Genomic DNA, 19,156 nt, shown 5'->3' with positions numbered 1-19,156 from the left:
GTGACCTTGTGAGCACAGTAATGACTGACCGTCGCGGCCAAGCCGTGCCCGCCGTTTCACCACGCCGCGCGCACACCTTATTGGCAGGGCTGGCGCTGACCCTGGGTGGTTCACTGCCATACGGGGCAGCTTGGGCAAGCGACAACCTGATTGCCGGCGCCTTCGACCCCCAAACTTTGTCCCATCGCGGCATCGATCCGGAGTTGGCCAACCTGCTCCTGCAAACGCCCCGTTTTACCGCGGGCCGGCATGCCGTCAACCTGAGCGTCAACGGCCAACGCCGTGGTCGGGTGGATGTGGAATTCGACCACCAGGGCAGTCTCTGCTTCAGCCGGGCCCTGCTGGATGCGGCCAACCTGATAGTGCCCGATGAAGTCGAGACCCCAGGCTGCCATCGTTTCCTCGAGCGCTACCGACAAACTGTCATCGAGCAAGACCCGGCCAGCCTGAGCCTGGCCCTGGTGGTACCGACCGACGCACTGCGCCCCGCCCGGCAGGATATCTCCGGCTATCAGACCGGTGGTTTTGCCGGCCTGCTCAACTATGACCTCACGGGCCTGCACAACGAGTTCGGCGACAACACCAGCCGCTTCGGCTCAGCCAACACCGAAGTCGGCTTCAACGCCGGCGACTGGATCGTACGCAGCCGCCAGGTCAAGACCTGGCAAGACAGCCGTTCACGCACCGCTCATCTGGATGCCTATGCCCAGCGCACCTTTGCCGAGCAACAGGCAGTGTTCCAGGCCGGCCAGATCAGCCTCTACAACCCGGTGCTGGCGGGCACGCAGATCACCGGCGCCCAAGTGCTGACCGAAACAGCACTGCAAGACCAGAATCAGGGCGCGACGATCAACGGCATCGCCAACAGCCCGGCCCAGGTGGAAGTCCGCCAGAACGGTGCACTGATTCACTCCACCGTGGTGCCGGCCGGGCCGTTCGCGCTGACGGATGTACGCCGTTTGAACAGCCGCTCAGACGTGGAGGTTACGGTCAAGGAAACCACTGGCGAAGAACGCCGCTTTACGGTGCCCGCAGCCATGCTCGGCCTGGGCCTGCCGGCGCCGGGTTATTCCGTGGCGGCGGGACGCGTGAGAAAAATTGGCGACAGTGACGGCACTGAGCCCTGGGTGGTCAGCGCGGGCTGGAGCGGTGCGGTACACCCGCAAGTCAGCCTGGGTGGCGGCGCATTGGTCGCCGATGACTACCATTCGGCGGGCGTCAGCCTGGGGTGGCTGCCCTGGCAGGACAGTCAATTGCAGGTCTCGGCGCAAGCGGCCCAGGCCAGCCACGATGGGCGTGAGCGTGGCGTCCAGACGGACGTGTCCTGGTCCCAGCGTTTCAGTGAAAACTGGTCGGTGACCACCGCCGGCTCATGGCGCTCCCAAGGCTATCGCGACCTCGAGGACTCGACCTTCGTCGGCAACAGTCGCGACCAACAGCGCTCGCGCTATCGCGACCAGCAAAGCCTCACCGCGTCCTGGGCGCATCCCGCACTGGGAGCGTTCAGTGCCGGGGTGTCACGCACTGCGGCTTACAACGGTGAAAGCAGCAGCCGCGCGTTGGCGTCCTGGGGCACCAGTTTTGGCCGGGTGTCAGTGTCCGCCAGTGCCGAATGGCAGGTGGGCGGCCGCCAGCAAAACGATGACAGCGTTTACCTGAACATCAGCCTGCCGCTGGGTGAAAACCGCCGCACCCGCACTTGGGCGCGCAGGGCCGGCGGTGAGCATCGCCTGGGCGTGGGGTTGAACGAGCAACTCAACGACCAGTTGAGTTACCGCGTGGGCGTCGAGCATGACAGCCGCGACCGCGAGGTGGAGTCTTCGATCGGTGTCTCGGCCCTGCCGTGGTACAGCCAACTGGACTTCAACTACACCCGCAGCAACGACGAGCACTCCAGTTACCAGGGCGGCGCCCGTGGCGGCGTGGTGGTGCATGGCGACGGCTTGACCTTCTCGCCCTATCCGGTGCGCGACACCTTTGCCGTGATGTCGGTGGGCGAGATGGCGGGGATCAAGGTGACGACGCCCAGCGGCCCGGTGTGGACCGACTGGCAAGGCCAGGCCGTGGTGTCGCAACTCAACGCCTACGGCCGCAGCCCGGTGGAAGTGCAGACGCGCTCACTGCCGCGCAACGCCGATATCCACAATGGCCTGGCGGTGATTTCCGCCGGGCGCGGCGCGGTGGACAAGGTTGAATTCGGCGTCGCCCTCACCCGGCGCGCGCTATTGAACGTAACCACCGACAACGGTCAGCCGTTGCCGCGCGGCGCGACCGTGAGCACCGCCGACGGTGAATTCATCACTCTGGTGCAGGAAGACAGCAAAGTGTTCCTGCCCGACGTGCTCAACCCGCGTCCGCTGTGGATCAAGGCCCCCGGCCAGGCGCGTTGCCGCCTGAGCTACGAATTGGCGGACGACGTCGACCCCGAGGTGTATTACGAAACCGCACCCGCCCGGTGCCACCAGCCATGAGGACTGTGACCATGGGCCTGAAACCTGTCTTGTACGTCATGGGCGCCCTGTTCGGCGCCCATGCCCTGGCCGCCGACGAATGCCAACTCAACCTCAGCCAGACGCACGTGGACTTTGGTTTGATGAACCGCGCCGTGGCATTGGTGCCCGCCCCCGAGCGCCTGCTGGGAGAGCGACAACTGAGCCTGACGTTGAACTGCCCGCGGCCCACCGACATGAGTGTGTTTTATCGTGGGCTGGCGGCGGGGCCGGGGCGGTTCCGCTTTACCGAACTCGGCAGTTACGGCTTGCAAGTGCGTGACGCAGTGCTGGACGGCCAGGCGGTCGAACTCGGTTTGATCGCGGGTCCGGGGCAAGCGCCGTCCGCAGTCAGCGCTCGGCTGAGCTGGCAGCCCGACCACGGCGTGGTGCCGATGCGCGGTGGCGTGGCGGTGACCGGGCGTAACCTGTCGCTGCAACTGGACGCCAGTGCCTGGGCCAGCGAGGACGCCGTCCGGGTAAGCGACGCGGTCAGCTGGGACACTGCGGGGTTGTTCGACGCCCTCGCCGCCGACCATTCGCGGGAATTGCGTTGGCAGGCACGTTTTGCACCGGCGGCGTGCACCCCCACCCTGTCCAACGGCGGCCATGTGGAGCTGGGCAAGTTGTCGGTCAGCGACCTGTCCAACGACAAGGACACGCCCCTGGCGCCACGCGCGTTGTCCCTCAGCGTAACGTGCGATGCGCCGACAGCCTTCGCCGTGCGCATGCAGGACAACCGCCAGGGTTCGGCAACCGGTGCCGGTGATGAAACCACTTACGGACTGGGCCTGGACGCCAGCCGTCAGAAAATCGGGCGCTACCGCCTGCTGTTCGACCCGGCCCTCATCAGCGCCGACAACTTCGCCCAAGTCTTCAGCACCGATTCCAGCACCGGCGGCCTGCCCTGGAGCAGCGCCAGTGCGCGTATCACGGCGGTGGGGGCCATTCGTTACCTGGGTTTCAGCAGCACATCGGGCAGTACCGGCGGGCCCAGCGCCATTCAACACCTCAACGCCACGCTGAGCCTGGAGGCGACGGTCGCCCCACTGGAATCGCTGGATCTGGGCAATGAGGTTCGCCTCGACGGCTCGGCCACGCTCGAAATTCATTACTTGTAGGAACTCAACCATGAAAACGATACTGATCCGACTGGTCGCCTGCGTGTGCCTGAGCCACGTGCTGCAGGCCCAGGCCGCTTCAACCGTCGAGCTGAACGTCAGCGGCCGGATCACGCCCAGCGCCTGCGCGCCCAGCCTGTCCGATGGCGGCGTGTATGACTTGGGCAAGATAGCCGCCAAAGACTTGAACAGCGATCGACCCACCCTATTGCCCGCCACCAGCCTGCAACTGGCAATTACCTGTGAAGCCATGACGCTGCTGGCCCTTGAGCCCCGGGACAATCGCCTCGGCTCGAGTTACAACGATTCACCCAACTCATTCGGCCTGGGGCTGACCGGCAATAACGCCAAGCTCGGCTTCCTGCTGCTGACCCTCGATACCGTGTTGGCCGACGGCGTTGAGATGATACCGATTGGCTCGACGGCGTCCTCGTCCTGGTCCCCCACGAGCATTCTATCGCACCACTTCCTCACCGCATTTGCCCCAAAAGACGTATTCGCTCCAGCACCTGTGCAGCAACTGACCGCCCAACTGCACGTCGCACCAGCCCTCGCCCCCGCCAACACCCTGCCACTGAGCGAAGAAGTGCCCTTCGAAGGCTCGGTGACCCTGACCATCAAGTACTTATAGGAGCTGAACCATGAAAACCTCACTGATTCGCGTGGCCGCCCTTGCCTGGCTGGCCAGTATTTCAACCGCCCAGGCCGCGTCCACGGTGGAACTGACCGTGGGTGGCCTGATCACCCCCATGGCCTGCACCCCGGCGTTTTCCGGCGGTGGGTTGATCGACTTCGGCAAGATCTCCCAACAGGACCTCAACCAGGCCACGGGCACCCGGCTGCCGCTCAAGTCACTGACCCTGACCGTCAGTTGCAACGCCCCCGGTCGCTATGCCCTGCGCATGCACGACAACCGCGACGGCTCGGCTCACGTCAACAGCGAGATTTACTACGGCCTGGGCCTGGACAGCGCGGGTAACAAGATTGGCGTGTACTCGGTGAAATTCGATCCCAAGCAAACGGTGGCCGATGCTTTGCCGGTGACTTATGGCACCGAGTCGACCACGGGTGGGGTGGCGTGGCGTACATCCAACAGCAACCCCATCGATATCGGCTCCAGGAGCCTGCTGGGCTTTACCGATGTGGCTGGCAGCACCGCCGGCCCATCAGCGATCCAGAACCTGACCAGCACCCTGACCCTGGAAGCCGTGATCAACGCCAAGCAGAACCTCGACCTGAGTGTGGAAACGCCGATGGATGGCTCCGCGACGCTGGAAGTGGTGTACCTGTAGGCCGTGCCTGAGTGACTGTGCGACGTAGCCCCTGCGCTACGTCGAGGCCGCAGATCAAACCCGCTCGCTGAGCACGCCAACATAGCGTGCTCGGCCGGCGCCGAGCCCTGTGATGATTGCCCCCAGGCCGATCACAGCGAACACCCAGCCGGTGGCGCCCCAGCCGCCGGTCCAGTCATGCAGCACACCCACCGCCAATGGCCCCATGGACGCCAGTGTGTAGCCAAAGCCTTGCGCCATGCTCGACAGGTTGGCGGCCACGTGGGAATCCCGCGAGCGCAACACGATCAAGGTCAGCGCCAGGCTGAAGGTGCCGCCCTGGCCCAGGCCCAGCAGGATCGCCCAGCCCCACAAGCCGTCGAGCGGCGCGTACAGGCAACCGAACAGGCCGCCGAGGGTGAGCAGCATCACCACCACAATCGCCAGCCGTTGATCCTTGCCCCGCGTCGCCAACCACGGTGCCGCCAGCGAGCTGAACAGCTGCACGATGATCGAACCCGAGAGCGCCAACCCGGCCTCAGTGGCGCTCAGGCCACGACCGATCAGAATCGACGGCAACCAGCCGAACACGATATAGGCCAAGGACGATTGCAGGCCCATGTACAACGTCACCTGCCAGGCCAGCCGGTCGCGCAACAAGCCCTTCACGCGATAGGCCACGTGGTGCGCGCCGTGCTTGTGCCCGACCTGCGGCAACCAGGCCAGTGCCGCTACCAATGCCGGCAAGACCCAGAACCCCAGGCCGATGCTCCAGCTGTCGCCGAAGTAATGGCTCAGGGGCACCGAAGCGCCAGCTGCCAATGCCGCCCCCAGGCACAGGGCCATGGTGTAGACGCCGGTCATGGTGCCCGCCTGCCGGGGGAAATCACGCTTGACGATCCCCGGCAACAGTACGCCGATGATGCCGATACTCGCTCCGGCGATCAGGCTGCCGACGAACAGCCCGGCTTCGCCAAATGAACTGCGCAGGATGATGCCGGCGGCCAGGGCCAGGAGGATGCCCAGCACCACCCGTTCGGCGCCGAAGCGGCGCGCCAGCAGCGGAGCGGTCGGCGCGAACAGGCCCAGGCACAACACCGGCAACGTGGTCAGCAAACCGGCCCGGGCTGCCGACAGCCCCAGGCTGGCGGAAACGTCGGCCAGCAACGGCGCCATGCTCGACAGTGCCGGACGCAGGTTCAGTGCCACCAGCACCAGGCCCAGCAGCAACAGCCATGGGCGGCTCACCAGCGGTGGCGTGTGCTGCACCACCTCGTCGTCGGCCTCGGCGTCGATCAGCAGTTCTTCGAATTCGGTTTTACGTTGGGCTTCAAGGCTCATTGATCAACTGCCGGCAGAGGGATTTGGCGAGTTCCGGGTTTTGTTGTTCCACGGCGTCGAGCAAGGCGGTGTGCAGGTCGAACACCGCTTGGCGACGCGGTGAAATGTTCAGGGTCTGGCGCAACTGGGCGGCAACGATGCGCGAGAAATACTGGTACAGCTCGCTGAGTGCCGGATTGTGCGCGGCGTCCACCAGGTGCTTGTGGAACACCAGGTCAGCGCTGATATAGGCCTCAAGGTCGCCGTGATACAGCTTGCCACTGGTGTCAAGGGCTTCGCGCAAGGCGATGAGGTCTTGTTCGGTACGACGCATGGCGGCCAACCCGATGGCTTCCACTTCAAGAATCTGCCGCGTCTCCTGCGCCTGCTCCAGGGTGCAGTGGGATAGCGCCCGCATCGTGCCCAGCGGATCGGTCATCGAGCGCAGGTAACTGCCATCGCCCTGGCGGATTTCAATCAAGCCGGAGAACGCCAATACGCGCATGGCCTCGCGCACGGTATTGCGGCTGATGCCCAATTCGGCGGACAGCTCGGGCTCGGTGGGCAGGCGCTCACCGATGGCCCACCGGCCTTCAGTGATGCGCAGGCGCAACTGCTCCAGGGCCTGGTCGACCAGGGAGCGTTTGATCAAAGGGGCGATGTCTGTCATGGGCTCCGCGCTTTCGTCCAATCATAGGATGAATTTTCCTACAGCCTATTCGGACTTACCTACAAAGGCAACGCACTACGGTTCTTAGGCAGGTAAAGGAGCAGTATTTTCGATTGGTAAAATTACCCTTTGAGGGTAATTATGGACTTAGGTGTCTTATGGAAAAGTACACACCTCATTACGATTTGGCGGTGATAAAGGCGGATGTGAGACGGCTGGGAGACCAGGCATTTACCTCAACGGCCAAGGCCACAGGAAGGAAACTCGGCTTCGCAATCCATGAGATGAAGGAGGTCGTTTATCAATTGCAAACCAGGATGTTGTACAAATCAATGACTACCTATGCAGACCATCGGGTATGGCAGGACGTGTACCACATCAGTTCACACGGCATGGAGATCTACATAAAGGTGACTTACTGCCCAGGCGGTAACCCCCCGGTCATCTCCTTCAAGGAGTGCAACTCATGAAAACCCGACAATGCTATATATGCGGTACACCCGGCGGAATGACCCGGTTCGAGGGCCGAAGCGAAACCCTTAGTGTCAAAGGCATGGAAAGTCGTGTCGATGACCTTTCTGGCTGGGAATGCCATGCATGCAGCGACAGCGTGTATGACCCTGATAGTTCAGAGCGCCATGCGAAAGCCGGTGATGAACTCATCCACGCCGCGCGAAAAATGATCGGCACCGAGATGAAACGCATCCGACGCAAACTGCACATTACACAGAAGGAAGCGGTGGAACTGCTATCGGGAGGCGGTCACAACGCTTTTTCACGCTACGAGCGCGGCGAGCTTCTGCCCCCCAAACCCCTGGTGCTGCTGATGCGACTATTGGATCGCTACCCACACCTGCTGGCCGATGCGAGGGCGTTGGCCGAGGGTACTGATATGCGCGGATTCAACCACACCATCAATACCGATCAGGAAGCGCTCAAGGCCTCCTAGACAGGCAAAAACAAACCCGGCACCAGGCCGGGTTTGTCGTTTCAAGCATCGATCAATGCAAGATCTGGCTCAGGAACAACTTGGTCCGATCATTCTGCGGGTTGTCGAAGAAGTCATTCGGCGCCGCCTGTTCCACGATCTCCCCCTTGTCCATGAAGATCACGCGGTTGGCCACGGTGCGCGCAAAGCCCATTTCGTGGGTCACGCACAGCATGGTCATGCCGTCTTCGGCCAGGCCGATCATGGTGTCGAGTACTTCCTTGACCATTTCCGGGTCGAGTGCCGAAGTCGGCTCGTCGAACAGCATGATCTTGGGCTTCATGCACAACGCACGGGCGATGGCCACGCGCTGCTGCTGGCCGCCGGACAGTTGCCCCGGAAACTTGTGCGCCTGCTCCGGGATGCGCACGCGCTCCAGGTAGTGCATGGCGATTTCCTCGGCCTTGCGCTTGGGCATCTTGCGCACCCACATTGGCGCCAGCGTGCAGTTTTGCAGGATGGTCAGGTGCGGGAACAGGTTGAAATGCTGGAACACCATGCCGACTTCGCGGCGGATCGCTTCGATCTGCTTGAGGTCGTTGGTCAGCTCCACGCCATCGACCACGATGCGACCCTGCTGGTGCTCTTCCAGGCGGTTGAGGCAGCGGATGGTGGTGGACTTGCCCGAACCCGACGGGCCGCACAGTACGATACGTTCGCCCTGCTTGACGTTGAGGTTGATGTCTTTCAACACGTGGAACTGGCCGTACCACTTGTTGACGCCCTGCATCTGGATAATGCCTTCAGGGCTCACAGGCTGTTTGATCGCTTCGCTCATAACAACAACTCCTAACGCTTGTGGCCTGTGTCGAGCTTGTGTTCCAAATGAATGGAATAGCGCGACATACCAAAACAGAAAATCCAGAACACCAGGGCTGCGAACACGTAGCCTTCGGTGGCCATGCCCAGCCATTTAGGATCGGCGGCGGCTTGCTTGACGCTGTTGAGCAGGTCGAACAGGCCGATGATGATCACAAGGCTCGTGTCCTTGAACAGCGCGATGAACGTGTTGACGATGCCGGGAATCACCAGCTTGAGGGCTTGCGGCAGAATCACCAGGCCCATGCTGCGCCAGTAACCCAGGCCCATCGCTGCAGCCGCTTCGTACTGACCTTTGGGAATCGCCTGCAAGCCACCGCGCACCACCTCGGCCACGTAGGCCGACTGGAACAGGATCACGCCGATCAACGCCCGCAGCAGCTTGTCGATGCCCATGCCTTCGGGCAGGAACAACGGCAGCATCACCGAGGACATGAACAGCACGGTGATCAACGGCACGCCGCGCCAGAATTCGATGAAGGTCACGCAGACCACCCGAATGGCCGGCATGTTCGAGCGCCGCCCCAACGCCAGCATGATGCCCAGCGGCAAGGCACCGGCGATGCCGACGGTGGCGATCACCAGGGTCAGCATCAGCCCGCCCCATTGGCTGGTCGCCACGTTGGTCAGGCCGAAGATACCGCCATGCAACAGGAAGTAGGCGATGATCGGGTACAGCACCAAAAAGCTCAGGCCGTAGATCGCCTTGCGTTGGAAACGCGAGATGAACAGCGGCGCTACGCCAACGATGGCCAGCCACACGGTCAGGTCCACGCGCCAGCGCAGGTCGCCGGGGTAGTAGCCGTACATGAACTGCCCGAAGCGCTGTTGGATAAACACCCAGCAGGCGCCCTCCTTGGTGCAATCGGCCCGCGTGGTGCCGACCCAGTTGGCATCCAGGATCGCCCAATGCAGGATCGGCGGCACCACCAGGTAGATCAGGTAAAACGCCAACAGGGTCAGCAGGGTGTTGAGCCAGCTGGAAAACAGGTTGGCGCGCATCCATGCCATCGGCCCGAACACTTTGTTCGGCGGCGGCATATCCGGTTTGAATGTATGCGTAGTCATGCTGGTTTCCTCACCGCTCGATCAGCGCAATGCGCTTGTTGTACCAGTTCATCAGCAGGGAAATGCTGATGCTGATCGCCAGGTACACGCTCATGGTGATGGCAATGACTTCGATGGCCTGGCCGGTCTGGTTGAGCACCGTGCCGGCAAACAGCGAGACCATTTCCGGGTAACCGATACCGGCGGCCAGGGACGAGTTCTTCGCCAGATTCAGGTATTGGCTGGTCAGCGGCGGAATGATCACCCGCAGCGCCTGCGGGATGATGACCTTGCGCAGCGTCGGCCCGGGGCGCAGGCCCAGGGAGCGCGCGGCTTCGGTCTGGCCATGGCTGACGGACTTGATGCCCGAACGCACGATCTCCGCAATAAACGCTGCCGTGTAGACGGTCAGCGCCAGGGTCAGTGCCAGCAGTTCAGGGATGAGTACCCAGCCGCCGACAAAGTTGAAGCCTTGCAACTTGGGCATTTCCCAATGCAGCGGCGCGCCGAAGATCAAGGCGCACAACGCCGGGATCACGATGAACAGCGCCAGGCCCGCCCAGAACTTGTGGAACGGTACGCCGGTGGCTTCGAAACGTTTGTTGGCCCAACGCGCCATCAGCACGATTGCCACGATGGCGACAACGATACTGACCACAAACGGCCAGAACCCGTCAGCGGCAATCGCTGCCGGCATGTTCAGGCCACGGCTGCTGACAAAGAAGGTGTCACCGAAGTTATGACTGTTACGCGGCCCCGGCATGGTCAGGAACACCGCGAAGTACCAGAACAGGATTTGCAGCAGCGGCGGAATGTTGCGGAACACTTCCACATACACGGTCGCCAGCTTGTTGATCATCCAGTTCGGTGACAGCCGCGCCACGCCGATGATGAACCCCAGCAAGGTCGCCAGGATCACGCCGATAAAGGTCACCAGCAAGGTGTTGAGCAAGCCGATCACGAAGACCCGGGCATAGCTGTCCGATTCGGTGTAGTCGATCAAATGTTGCGCGATGCCGAAGCCGGCACTGCGTTCAAGAAAGTCGAAACCCGAGGTAATGCCCCGGTGCTGAAGGTTGGTCTGGGTGTTGTTGAAGAGGTACCAGCCCAGCGAGACCACCGCCACTATCGTGATGATCTGGAAGAGCCACGCACGCACTTTAGGGTCGCTGAAGCTGAGCTTCTGCTTGGGTGCGCCGATTTGATTTTGCATGAAGTGCCCCGGAAATAATGGAACAGAACATCACCCGGCGGTTGGCCCACCGGGTGACAGAACCATCAGCGATCAGCGCACAGGTGGTGCGTATTGAATGCCGCCAGCGTTCCACAGCGCGTTCAGGCCACGGTCGATTTCCAGCGGGGTGCTCTTGCCCAGGTTGCGCTCGAACACTTCACCGTAGTTACCGACTTGCTTGACGATCTGTACAACCCAGTCTTTCTTCACTTTCAGGTCTTTGCCGTATTCGCCGTCAGCACCGAGCAGACGCGCAACGTCCGGGTTCTTCGTGGACTTGGCTTCAGCCTCGACGTTTTTGGAGGTGATGCCGGCTTCTTCAGCGTTGAGCATGGCGTAGCCAACCCAGCGCACGATGGCCAGCCACTCGTCGTCGCCATTACGCACGACCGGGCCCAGTGGTTCCTTGGAAATGGTTTCCGGCAGAACAACGTAGTCCTTCGGTGAGGCCAGCTTGCTGCGCTGGGCGAACAGCTGGGACTTGTCGGAGGTCAGTACGTCGCAACGCCCGGATTCCAGCGACTTGGCGCTTTCATCGGAAGTGTCGAAGGTGATCGGCGTGTATTTCAGGCCGTTGCCACGGAAGTAGTCGGAAACGTTCAGCTCGGTGGTGGTACCGGCCTGGATGCAGATGGTTGCACCGTCCAGTTCCTTGGCACTTTTCACGCCCAGCTTGTTGTTTACCAGGAAGCCGATGCCGTCGTAGTAAGTGATGAAGCCTGGGAATTTCAGGCCCATGCCGGCGTCGCGGGAGCTGGTCATGGTGGTGTTACGGGACAGAATGTCGACTTCGCCGGATTGAAGCGCGGTGAAACGCTCCTTGGCATTCAACTGGCTGAATTTGACCTTGGTCGCGTCGCCGAAAACGGCGGCGGCCACAGCGCGGCAAAAGTCGGCGTCAATCCCGAGGATCTTGCCGCTGGCATCCGGTACCGAGAAACCCGGCAGGCCGTCACTCACGCCACACTGCACAAAGCCTTTTTTCTGCACGGCGTCCAGCGTGGCGCCCGCCTGGGCGAAACCACTGACACCCAGTACAGCCGCCGCAGTCACGATGGCCAGGGTGGATTTCAATACCTTCATTCAAACCTCCAGTTTGCTCTTGTTGTGTCGGAGCTCGAACCTCAGCGCACCCTTATGAGGCGATATCGACCCGTGTTGGCTTTTTTTAGGGTCAAGCGGCATGAAGTTGTCGCAGTAATTCCAGTTGCTATCCCACAAGCGGCAGTCACTGATAGTGTTACCGTCCCGGGATAGCGCTGACATCGTTCAACACATAGCAAGCGCCGTACCAGAGTGCCGGCTGAGTCGTTCCAGCCCCCGGTCAAGAGAAAAAGATTCAACCGTGCGACATCTTCTTAACAGATCAACCCATCGCGCACCGTTCCGTCGCACTTAATCGGAGCGCGCGCACATTAATGGAGCAGACATGACCGAACCCTTGATTCTTCAGCCCGCCAAGCCCGCAGACGCCTGCGTTATCTGGTTGCATGGCCTGGGTGCCGATCGCTATGACTTCCTGCCAGTGGCCGAGGCGCTGCAGGAAAGCCTGCTGACCACGCGTTTCGTTTTGCCCCAGGCACCGACCCGGCCGGTGACGATCAATGGTGGCTACGAGATGCCAAGCTGGTACGACATCAAAGCCATGAGCCCGGCCCGTTCCATCAGCCTGGAAGAGCTGGAAGTCTCGGCAACAATGGTCACGGATTTGATCGAGGCACAGAAGAGAACCGGAATAGAGGCTTCGCGGATTTTCCTCGCCGGCTTTTCCCAGGGTGGCGCCGTGGTCTTTCACACCGCATTCCTGAATTGGGAAGGCCCCTTGGGTGGCGTGATTGCCCTCTCCACCTATGCCCCCACGTTCAGCGACGAGCTGGAATTGTCCGCCAGCCAGCAGCGCATTCCCGCCCTGTGCCTGCACGGCCAGTACGACGACGTGGTGCAGAACGCCATGGGCCGCAGCGCCTACGAGCATTTGAAGAGCCGTGGTGTCACCGTGACATGGCAGGAATACCCAATGGGCCACGAAGTGTTACCCGAGGAGATACGCGATATCGGTGCCTGGTTGACCGCTCGCCTGGGCTGAACACCAGCGTTTATGTAGCCGTATGACAGACGCACTACGCCGCGCCCGATTCTTGCATTACACTGGCCGGCGTACATTCCTTAACCAATTAATGAGATCACCGTGCTCAAAGCACTCAAGAAGATGTTCGGCAAAAGCGAGGCTGAGCCGCTCGCGCCTGATTCCAGTGCTCCTGCCCCGACAGCCGGCAGCCGCAATGACGGCAGACAGCCCGACCGGACCGCACCCGCCGCCCAGCCGAAGAAGCCGACGGTGACCCCACCCGAACAGGCCAGACCGGTCGAACCCGTTGCCGCACCGGTGGCACCAAAACCGCGCCGTGAACGTGCGCCAAAACCGCCGGTAATTCCGTGGAAACTCGAAGACTTTGTCGTCGAACCCCAGGAAGGCAAGACCCGCTTCCATGATTTCAAGCTGGCCCCGGAACTGATGCACGCCATCCAGGACCTTGGTTTTCCATACTGCACGCCGATCCAGGCGCAGGTGCTGGGCTTTACCCTGGCCGGCAAAGACGCCATCGGCCGCGCCCAGACCGGCACCGGCAAGACCGCCGCGTTCCTGATCTCGATCATCACCCAGTTGCTGCAGACGCCGCCGCCCAAAGAGCGCTACATGGGCGAACCGCGCGCGCTGATCATCGCCCCGACCCGGGAGCTGGTGGTACAGATCGCCAAGGACGCCGCCGACCTGACCAAGTACACCGGCCTCAACGTCATGACGTTCGTGGGCGGCATGGACTTCGACAAGCAGCTCAAGCACCTCGAAGCCCGCCACTGCGACATCCTGGTGGCCACCCCTGGCCGTCTGCTGGACTTCAACCAGCGCGGCGACGTGCACCTGGACATGGTCGAAGTGATGGTGCTGGACGAAGCCGACCGCATGCTCGACATGGGCTTTATCCCGCAAGTGCGCCAGATCATTCGCCAGACCCCGCCGAAATCCGAGCGTCAGACCCTGCTGTTCTCCGCGACCTTCACCGAAGACGTGATGAACCTCGCCAAGCAATGGACCACCGACCCGTCCATCGTCGAGATCGAAGCGGAAAACGTCGCCAGCGAAAACGTCGAGCAACACATCTACGCGGTAGCCGGCGCCGATAAGTACAAGCTGCTCTACAACCTGGTCAACGACAACGGCTGGGAACGCGTGATGGTGTTTGCCAACCGCAAGGACGAGGTGCGCCGGATCGAAGAACGCCTGGTGCGTGACGGTGTGAACGCCGCGCAACTGTCCGGCGATGTGCCGCAACACAAGCGCATCAAGACCCTGGAAGGCTTCCGCGAAGGCAAGATCCGTGTGCTGGTGGCCACCGACGTGGCCGGGCGTGGGATTCACATCGACGGCATCAGCCATGTGATCAACTTCACCCTGCCGGAAGTGCCGGATGACTACGTGCACCGCATTGGCCGTACCGGCCGTGCCGGAGCGGCGGGTGTGTCGATCAGCTTTGCCGGGGAAGATGATTCGTATCAGTTGCCGTCGATCGAAGCGCTGCTGGGGCGCAAGATCAGTTGCGAGACGCCGCCGACGCACCTGTTGCGCGCCGTTGAACGCAAGCGTCCGTAAGCTGGAATGCAGTGAAAACTGTGGGAGGGGGCTTGCTCCCGATAGCGATGGCACATCTAACATCTCTGTTGGCTGACCCACTGCAATCGGGGGCAAGCCCCCTCCCACATTTGGTGCTGTGTTTGGCCTAAGACTTCCAGCGCTCCGCGGCGGCGTGGTCGCTGTGGCGCCCTTCCACCCAACGCGGCCCCTCACTGGTATTTTCCTTCTTCCAGAACGGCGCCCGCGTCTTCAGGTAATCCATCACAAACGCGCAGGCATCAAACGCCGCCTGGCGATGGGCACTGGCCGCCCCAACAAACACAATCGGCTCGCCAGGTTCCAGCGCGCCAATGCGGTGCAGCACTTCCAGCTTGAGCAACGGCCAGCGCTGCTCGGCTTCCACAGCGATCTTGGCCAGGGCCTTTTCGGTCATGCCGGGGTAGTGCTCCAGGAACATTCCCGCGACATCCAGACCGTCATTGAAATCGCGTACATAGCCAACAAAACTCACCACCGCGCCCACGCCGACATTGGCCGCATGCATCGCGTTGACTTCAGCACCGGGATCAAACGCCTGGGCCTGCACACGAATGGCCATGCTCAGCCTCCGGTCACGGGTGGGAAGAATGCTACTTCGTCACCTGCCTGCACCGGCTCATCAAGGCCGCACATCTCTTCGTTGCGTGCGCACATCAGGCTGGTTTCGTTAAGCACTGCAAACTCCGGGTCACTGGCCAGCGCCAGACGCACCGCATCGACAGTGGCGAAGTCGCCCTCCATCTCCAACGAATCAAAACCCACCGCTTCGGCGTAACGCGCAAAAAACAATACGTTGATGCTCATGCCTGGTCCGCCTTGAAATGCCCGCTTTTGCCGCCGAGTTTTTCCAGCAGGCGAATGCTTTCGATGGTCATGCCACGGTCCACCGCCTTGCACATGTCGTAGATCGTCAGCGCCGCGACGCTGGCAGCAGTAAGGGCTTCCATCTCCACGCCGGTCTGGCCGGAGAGTTTGCAGCGCGCCACGATACGCACCAAGTCTGCACCCTCGGTGCTCAGTTCGACCTTGACGCCCGTCAACATCAACGGATGGCAGAGGGGAATCAGGTCACTGGTTTTTTTCGCGGCCTGGATCCCGGCAATACGGGCCACGGCAAATACGTCGCCCTTGGGGTGGGCGCCGTCGACAATCATTTGCAGGGTCTCGGGCAGCATGCGCACACGCGCTTCGGCCACCGCCTCACGGAACGTCACGGACTTGTCGGTGACGTCGACCATATGGGCGCGACCTTGGGAATCGAGATGAGTCAGCACAGGGATACTCCTGATCAGGAGCAGCGATTGTAAACCCGTCGGTCAAGATTGCGCACACCTGATTCCCCGTCCCTGAATCACCAGTAGCCAATGCTCGATCAGTGCGACGAATACACCCCATCAGAACAAAGAATTGGCGCCAACAATCCAAGCACCGTAAAACTTGAAAAAAACGGAATGCCCACTTCATGACCTTACTGTATTTCATCCTGCTCAGTTTATTCGCCGGTTTTGCAGTGCCCTTGCAGGCAGGCACCAACGCAAAACTGGGTAACCTGCTAGGCCATCCTTTATGGGCCACGGCAGTATCTCTATTGGTCAGCCTGGTTGTACTCATTGTTGTCATTATTGCAGTCAAGGCGCCTCGCCCCAATCTTGCCGCCGTGCAAGACGGCCCCTGGTGGATTTGGATGGGCGGTGTTGCCGGCGTTTTTTATATTACCGTAGCGTTATTGATGGCGCCTCGACTCGGCGCCCTCAACTTCATCATGGCGGTATTGATCGGACAACTTATCGTTTCAATTGCGATTGACTATTTTGGTTTATTGGGCTTCCCCAAACAGTCTCTCAACATTAATAAACTGGTCGGCGTACTTGTCGTCATAGGAGGATTCCTTATTACCACTCGCACTTGATTCACGCGTAACAGGGTCACCAAAAACAGAAGACTTCTTCATGTTCCCAGTCAGGGATTGACGACAGCTATTAACTTTAAAAAGGTGAGGCAATGACCACTCAAACTGCAACGGCAACTTACGACGCCATCGGCGAACGCTTCGAAGCTTTCACGGACAGCGCCTCGCAGCGCTCGGTGGAAACCGCGACCTTCTTCAGTATGGTCGGTAATCCCCAGGGCAAATCCGTACTGGACCTGGCCTGCGGTTTCGGTTTCTTCGGACGCGAGCTGTATCGCCAAGGTGCCAGCAAAGTGGTTGGCGTGGACATCTCCGCCTCCATGATTGAACTGGCCCGGCAAGAATCGGCGCGCAACCAGGAGCCGATCGAGTACCACGTCAGCGATATCTGCGATCTGGGCATTCTCGGCAAGTTCGACCTGATCACCGCCGCTTGGCTGTTCAACTATGCCGATTCGCCAGAAAAACTGGACAAGATGTTCCAGGTCGTCGCCAAGAACCTCGCCCCAGGTGGACGGGTCGTGGCTTACACGGTAGAGCCAACCTTTCAATTGAAACGTGGCAACTTCACCAAATACGGCGTGCACGTACTCACCGAAGAACCCCACGAAGGCGGCTTTCGCCACCACGCCGAATTCGTCACCACACCGCCCAGCGCCTTCACCTTCCATCGCTGGAGCCGCGAACGCTATGAGCTGGCGATCATGAAAGCCGGCTTCTCCCGCCTGCAGTGGCAAAAACCGATTATTTCCGAGGCCGAGCGGGCCAAGCACCCCAAGGGCTACTGGGATGATTTCGAACGCAACTGCCTGCAAACCGGGCTGATCTGCACCCTCTGAAGGCCGGGCACGTACGCCTGGGTGTACGTGCCTTTTCTCCCACGCAGTAGGAAAACGAGCGTTATGACTCCCAAGGGTTTCAACCATTGGCCCGTGTTCGACGGCCCCCTGACCGCCGAAATGACAGACCGTTTCTTGATGGGCCTACCTGAGCATTTCCACGAAGCCGTCAACCTCAAGTTGCCGCTGGCAGCCTGGCGCCTGGTGTCGGAAGAGACCAGCGAACAGTTGGCCGACCGCGTCGAAAACCCTGTCTCGCCGCTGGCCTGGCGCTATGCCGCCGCCCAACTGCTGGCACTGACCCATGACCCCAGGCTCGATGTACTCAACCCCACGATGATTCAAATCAGCGCAGGCACCGTCGAGATCGGTCTGGCCGAATCGGCGGTCGACCAGGTGATGCATGACATGCGCGGCCTGGGCCTGGATCGGGACTGGATCGTCAAGGAAGTCCCTCGTCATCGCGTACACCTGCGGCCATACGCCATCGGTAAATATCCGGTGACCAACCTCGAATACCGAGCCTTTCTCGAAGCCAACACGCAGGCACGGATTCCCGAAAGCTGGGCCTTCGGACAGTACCCTCACGCACGCGCCAACCATCCGGTCTACGGGATCACTGCCGATGACGCCGACGCCTACGCTGCCTGGCTCAGCGAAGCCAGTGGGCGCAGCTTCCGCCTGCCCACCGAGGCTGAATGGGAATACGCCGCCGCCGGCCCGGAAAACCTCGAATATCCCTGGGGGAATACCTTCCTGCCCGAGCGTGCCAACACCGCCGAACTGGGCCTGTTCGACACCACTCCGGTCGGCTTCCTGGTCGAGGGTGCTTCGCCATTTGGCTGTCTGGACATGGCCGGTAATGTCGAAGAATTCGTCGCTGACGACTACGCCCCCTACCCCGGCGGCACCGCCATCACCGACGACCTCGTCACTGTGGTTGGCACCCACCGCATCGCCCGTGGTGGCAGCTTCACGCGGTTTCGCGACCTGACCCGCAATTGCCGGCGTCACGGCAAGTATCCGCGACAGATTTACGTAATGGGCTTTCGCCTCGCACAAACCCTGTAATCCCTCTTCTGTACCAAAACAATAACGCGTTGAACATTCAAGCACGGAAGGAACCGCCATGAACCGCCTAAGCGTACGCAACCATGTTGATATCCCCCTGGACGACCATTCCAACCCTGGAACTTTCTACACGTTCAGTGGGTTGGACACGGCACACGAACATATCGTGATAAAGCTTGGCCCCGCCAATCCCATCAGCCCGTTGGTGCGTATTCACTCCGAATGCCTGACCGGCGATGTATTCAGTTCACAGCGCTGTGACTGCGGCCCGCAATTAAACGAGTCGATCCTGCGCATGCAGGAAGTGGGTGGCTATCTTATCTACCTGCGCCAAGAAGGCCGCGGCATCGGCTTATATGCAAAGTTGGACGCCTACCGCCTGCAAGATTCTGGCATGGACACGTTCGAAGCCAATACTCATCTGAACTTTCCGGAAGATGACCGCGATTTCTCCATGGCCGCAGGCATGTTGAAAGCGCTGAACATCAAACATTGCCAATTGATCACCAATAACCCGGACAAAGTTCAAGCCCTGGTGGATAACGGCATTGTAGTGGACAACGTTATTCCGACCGGCGTGTTTGTCACCCGACATAACACTCATTACTTGCAAGCGAAAGTCGATAAGAAAAACCACGTGATCAACCTGATGAAACAACCGAAGCGCGCCTGAACACTTTCTTTCGCCCACACTACATTAAGGAT

At 60.8% G+C, this 19,156-nt stretch carries 21 protein-coding genes; 12 read left to right on the top strand and 9 right to left on the bottom strand.

Annotation, left to right across the window (positions count from 1 at the left end; all coding sequences use genetic code 11):
• Positions 1-8 precede the first annotated feature (8 nt).
• The 4 genes from LUU92_RS05335 to LUU92_RS05320 are packed head-to-tail and all read left to right on the top strand — an operon-like array spanning position 9 to position 4,902.
• Positions 9-2,471 (top strand): fimbria/pilus outer membrane usher protein, encoded by a 2,463-nt coding sequence (locus LUU92_RS05335; protein ID WP_371322035.1) that lies wholly within the window; start codon positions 9-11, stop codon positions 2,469-2,471.
• 11 nt (positions 2,472-2,482) lie between these two features.
• Positions 2,483-3,610: a DUF1120 domain-containing protein gene (locus LUU92_RS05330; protein ID WP_257103261.1), complete on the top strand. Its 1,128-nt coding sequence runs from the start codon at positions 2,483-2,485 to the stop codon at positions 3,608-3,610.
• A gap of 10 nt (positions 3,611-3,620) precedes the next feature.
• Complete coding sequence (locus LUU92_RS05325) at positions 3,621-4,241, top strand: DUF1120 domain-containing protein (protein ID WP_071488595.1); 621 nt, start codon at positions 3,621-3,623, stop codon at positions 4,239-4,241.
• Positions 4,242-4,251: 10 nt separating this feature from the next.
• Positions 4,252-4,902, top strand: coding sequence for a DUF1120 domain-containing protein (locus LUU92_RS05320; protein ID WP_222541027.1), 651 nt, complete (start codon positions 4,252-4,254; stop codon positions 4,900-4,902).
• A 54-nt stretch (positions 4,903-4,956) separates the two neighbouring features.
• Here LUU92_RS05320 and LUU92_RS05315 read toward each other — a convergent pair whose 3' ends face one another.
• Together LUU92_RS05315 and LUU92_RS05310 are read right to left on the bottom strand one after the other, a co-directional pair.
• The gene (locus tag LUU92_RS05315; RefSeq protein WP_257103260.1) at positions 4,957-6,222 is read right to left on the bottom strand and encodes a CynX/NimT family MFS transporter; all 1,266 of its coding nucleotides are present in this window, start codon (positions 6,220-6,222) and stop codon (positions 4,957-4,959) included.
• Positions 6,212-6,871: a FadR/GntR family transcriptional regulator gene (locus LUU92_RS05310; protein WP_257103259.1), complete on the bottom strand. Its 660-nt coding sequence runs from the start codon at positions 6,869-6,871 to the stop codon at positions 6,212-6,214. Before LUU92_RS05310 ends, LUU92_RS05315 begins: the two co-directional genes overlap by 11 nt.
• Before the next feature lie 158 nt (positions 6,872-7,029).
• Between LUU92_RS05310 and LUU92_RS05305 the strand changes: the two genes are divergently transcribed.
• Together LUU92_RS05305 and LUU92_RS05300 are read left to right on the top strand one after the other, a co-directional pair.
• Positions 7,030-7,341: a type II toxin-antitoxin system MqsR family toxin gene (locus tag LUU92_RS05305; RefSeq protein WP_092240871.1), complete on the top strand. Its 312-nt coding sequence runs from the start codon at positions 7,030-7,032 to the stop codon at positions 7,339-7,341.
• On the top strand, positions 7,338-7,820 hold the full coding sequence (locus LUU92_RS05300; protein WP_071488590.1) for a type II toxin-antitoxin system MqsA family antitoxin: 483 nt from the start codon (positions 7,338-7,340) through the stop codon (positions 7,818-7,820). The genes LUU92_RS05305 and LUU92_RS05300 overlap by 4 nt, the downstream gene beginning before the upstream one ends.
• Before the next feature lie 52 nt (positions 7,821-7,872).
• On the opposite strand, the gene LUU92_RS05295 is transcribed toward LUU92_RS05300, so the two are convergent.
• The 4 genes from LUU92_RS05295 to LUU92_RS05280 all read right to left on the bottom strand — a co-directional run bounded on the left by LUU92_RS05295 (position 7,873) and on the right by LUU92_RS05280 (position 12,042).
• Entirely contained in the window at positions 7,873-8,637 is a 765-nt protein-coding gene (locus tag LUU92_RS05295) for an amino acid ABC transporter ATP-binding protein (protein WP_003171943.1), read from the bottom strand.
• A gap of 11 nt (positions 8,638-8,648) precedes the next feature.
• Positions 8,649-9,746: an amino acid ABC transporter permease gene (locus LUU92_RS05290; protein WP_058422897.1), complete on the bottom strand. Its 1,098-nt coding sequence runs from the start codon at positions 9,744-9,746 to the stop codon at positions 8,649-8,651.
• 10 nt (positions 9,747-9,756) lie between these two features.
• A complete protein-coding gene (locus tag LUU92_RS05285; RefSeq protein ID WP_058422898.1) occupies positions 9,757-10,938 on the bottom strand; it encodes an amino acid ABC transporter permease in 1,182 nt (393 codons plus the stop codon).
• A 72-nt stretch (positions 10,939-11,010) separates the two neighbouring features.
• Positions 11,011-12,042, bottom strand: a complete 1,032-nt coding sequence (locus LUU92_RS05280; protein WP_071488588.1) for an amino acid ABC transporter substrate-binding protein — start codon at positions 12,040-12,042, stop codon at positions 11,011-11,013.
• 346 nt (positions 12,043-12,388) lie between these two features.
• Between LUU92_RS05280 and LUU92_RS05275 the strand changes: the two genes are divergently transcribed.
• Positions 12,389-13,045: an alpha/beta hydrolase gene (locus tag LUU92_RS05275; RefSeq protein ID WP_071488587.1), complete on the top strand. Its 657-nt coding sequence runs from the start codon at positions 12,389-12,391 to the stop codon at positions 13,043-13,045.
• Between the two features lie 96 nt (positions 13,046-13,141).
• The gene (gene rhlB, locus LUU92_RS05270) at positions 13,142-14,611 is read left to right on the top strand and encodes an ATP-dependent RNA helicase RhlB (protein ID WP_165447910.1); all 1,470 of its coding nucleotides are present in this window, start codon (positions 13,142-13,144) and stop codon (positions 14,609-14,611) included.
• Positions 14,612-14,738: 127 nt separating this feature from the next.
• On the opposite strand, the gene moaE is transcribed toward rhlB, so the two are convergent.
• From moaE to moaC, 3 genes are read right to left on the bottom strand one after another with little or no spacing between them, the layout of a single operon-like run.
• A complete protein-coding gene (moaE, locus tag LUU92_RS05265; RefSeq protein ID WP_071488585.1) occupies positions 14,739-15,191 on the bottom strand; it encodes a molybdopterin synthase catalytic subunit MoaE in 453 nt (150 codons plus the stop codon).
• A gap of 2 nt (positions 15,192-15,193) precedes the next feature.
• Complete coding sequence (moaD, locus tag LUU92_RS05260) at positions 15,194-15,436, bottom strand: molybdopterin converting factor subunit 1 (RefSeq protein WP_071488584.1); 243 nt, start codon at positions 15,434-15,436, stop codon at positions 15,194-15,196.
• Positions 15,433-15,906, bottom strand: coding sequence for a cyclic pyranopterin monophosphate synthase MoaC (moaC, locus tag LUU92_RS05255; protein ID WP_257103258.1), 474 nt, complete (start codon positions 15,904-15,906; stop codon positions 15,433-15,435). Before moaC ends, moaD begins: the two co-directional genes overlap by 4 nt.
• Positions 15,907-16,094: 188 nt before the next feature.
• On the opposite strand from moaC, the gene LUU92_RS05250 reads away from it, so the two are divergent.
• From LUU92_RS05250 to LUU92_RS05235, 4 genes are all read left to right on the top strand, one after another.
• A complete protein-coding gene (locus tag LUU92_RS05250; RefSeq protein ID WP_071488582.1) occupies positions 16,095-16,541 on the top strand; it encodes a DMT family transporter in 447 nt (148 codons plus the stop codon).
• 92 nt (positions 16,542-16,633) lie between these two features.
• The gene (locus tag LUU92_RS05245) at positions 16,634-17,380 is read left to right on the top strand and encodes a class I SAM-dependent methyltransferase (RefSeq protein ID WP_071488581.1); all 747 of its coding nucleotides are present in this window, start codon (positions 16,634-16,636) and stop codon (positions 17,378-17,380) included.
• Between the two features lie 63 nt (positions 17,381-17,443).
• Positions 17,444-18,451, top strand: a complete 1,008-nt coding sequence (locus LUU92_RS05240; protein ID WP_257103257.1) for a formylglycine-generating enzyme family protein — start codon at positions 17,444-17,446, stop codon at positions 18,449-18,451.
• A gap of 58 nt (positions 18,452-18,509) precedes the next feature.
• On the top strand, positions 18,510-19,124 hold the full coding sequence (locus LUU92_RS05235) for a GTP cyclohydrolase II (protein ID WP_071488579.1): 615 nt from the start codon (positions 18,510-18,512) through the stop codon (positions 19,122-19,124).
• Positions 19,125-19,156: the final 32 nt, after the last annotated feature.

Source organism: Pseudomonas extremorientalis (assembly GCF_024584605.1).
GTDB lineage: Bacteria > Pseudomonadota > Gammaproteobacteria > Pseudomonadales > Pseudomonadaceae > Aquipseudomonas > Aquipseudomonas extremorientalis.
Note: the sequence above shows the minus strand (reverse complement) of the source record. Positions and strands in the feature narration are given on the sequence as shown.

Coding starts and splice junctions, on each gene's coding strand:
- LUU92_RS05330 (WP_257103261.1), top strand. CDS start 2,483: ATGGGCCTGAAACCTGTCTTGTACGTCATGGGCGCCCTGTTCGGCGCC.
- LUU92_RS05325 (WP_071488595.1), top strand. CDS start 3,621: ATGAAAACGATACTGATCCGACTGGTCGCCTGCGTGTGCCTGAGCCAC.
- LUU92_RS05320 (WP_222541027.1), top strand. CDS start 4,252: ATGAAAACCTCACTGATTCGCGTGGCCGCCCTTGCCTGGCTGGCCAGT.
- LUU92_RS05315 (WP_257103260.1), bottom strand. CDS start 6,222: ATGAGCCTTGAAGCCCAACGTAAAACCGAATTCGAAGAACTGCTGATC.
- LUU92_RS05310 (WP_257103259.1), bottom strand. CDS start 6,871: ATGACAGACATCGCCCCTTTGATCAAACGCTCCCTGGTCGACCAGGCC.
- LUU92_RS05305 (WP_092240871.1), top strand. CDS start 7,030: ATGGAAAAGTACACACCTCATTACGATTTGGCGGTGATAAAGGCGGAT.
- LUU92_RS05300 (WP_071488590.1), top strand. CDS start 7,338: ATGAAAACCCGACAATGCTATATATGCGGTACACCCGGCGGAATGACC.
- LUU92_RS05295 (WP_003171943.1), bottom strand. CDS start 8,637: ATGAGCGAAGCGATCAAACAGCCTGTGAGCCCTGAAGGCATTATCCAG.
- LUU92_RS05290 (WP_058422897.1), bottom strand. CDS start 9,746: ATGACTACGCATACATTCAAACCGGATATGCCGCCGCCGAACAAAGTG.
- LUU92_RS05285 (WP_058422898.1), bottom strand. CDS start 10,938: ATGCAAAATCAAATCGGCGCACCCAAGCAGAAGCTCAGCTTCAGCGAC.
- LUU92_RS05280 (WP_071488588.1), bottom strand. CDS start 12,042: ATGAAGGTATTGAAATCCACCCTGGCCATCGTGACTGCGGCGGCTGTA.
- LUU92_RS05275 (WP_071488587.1), top strand. CDS start 12,389: ATGACCGAACCCTTGATTCTTCAGCCCGCCAAGCCCGCAGACGCCTGC.
- moaE (WP_071488585.1), bottom strand. CDS start 15,191: ATGGCCATTCGTGTGCAGGCCCAGGCGTTTGATCCCGGTGCTGAAGTC.
- moaD (WP_071488584.1), bottom strand. CDS start 15,436: ATGAGCATCAACGTATTGTTTTTTGCGCGTTACGCCGAAGCGGTGGGT.
- LUU92_RS05250 (WP_071488582.1), top strand. CDS start 16,095: ATGACCTTACTGTATTTCATCCTGCTCAGTTTATTCGCCGGTTTTGCA.
- LUU92_RS05245 (WP_071488581.1), top strand. CDS start 16,634: ATGACCACTCAAACTGCAACGGCAACTTACGACGCCATCGGCGAACGC.
- LUU92_RS05240 (WP_257103257.1), top strand. CDS start 17,444: ATGACTCCCAAGGGTTTCAACCATTGGCCCGTGTTCGACGGCCCCCTG.
- LUU92_RS05235 (WP_071488579.1), top strand. CDS start 18,510: ATGAACCGCCTAAGCGTACGCAACCATGTTGATATCCCCCTGGACGAC.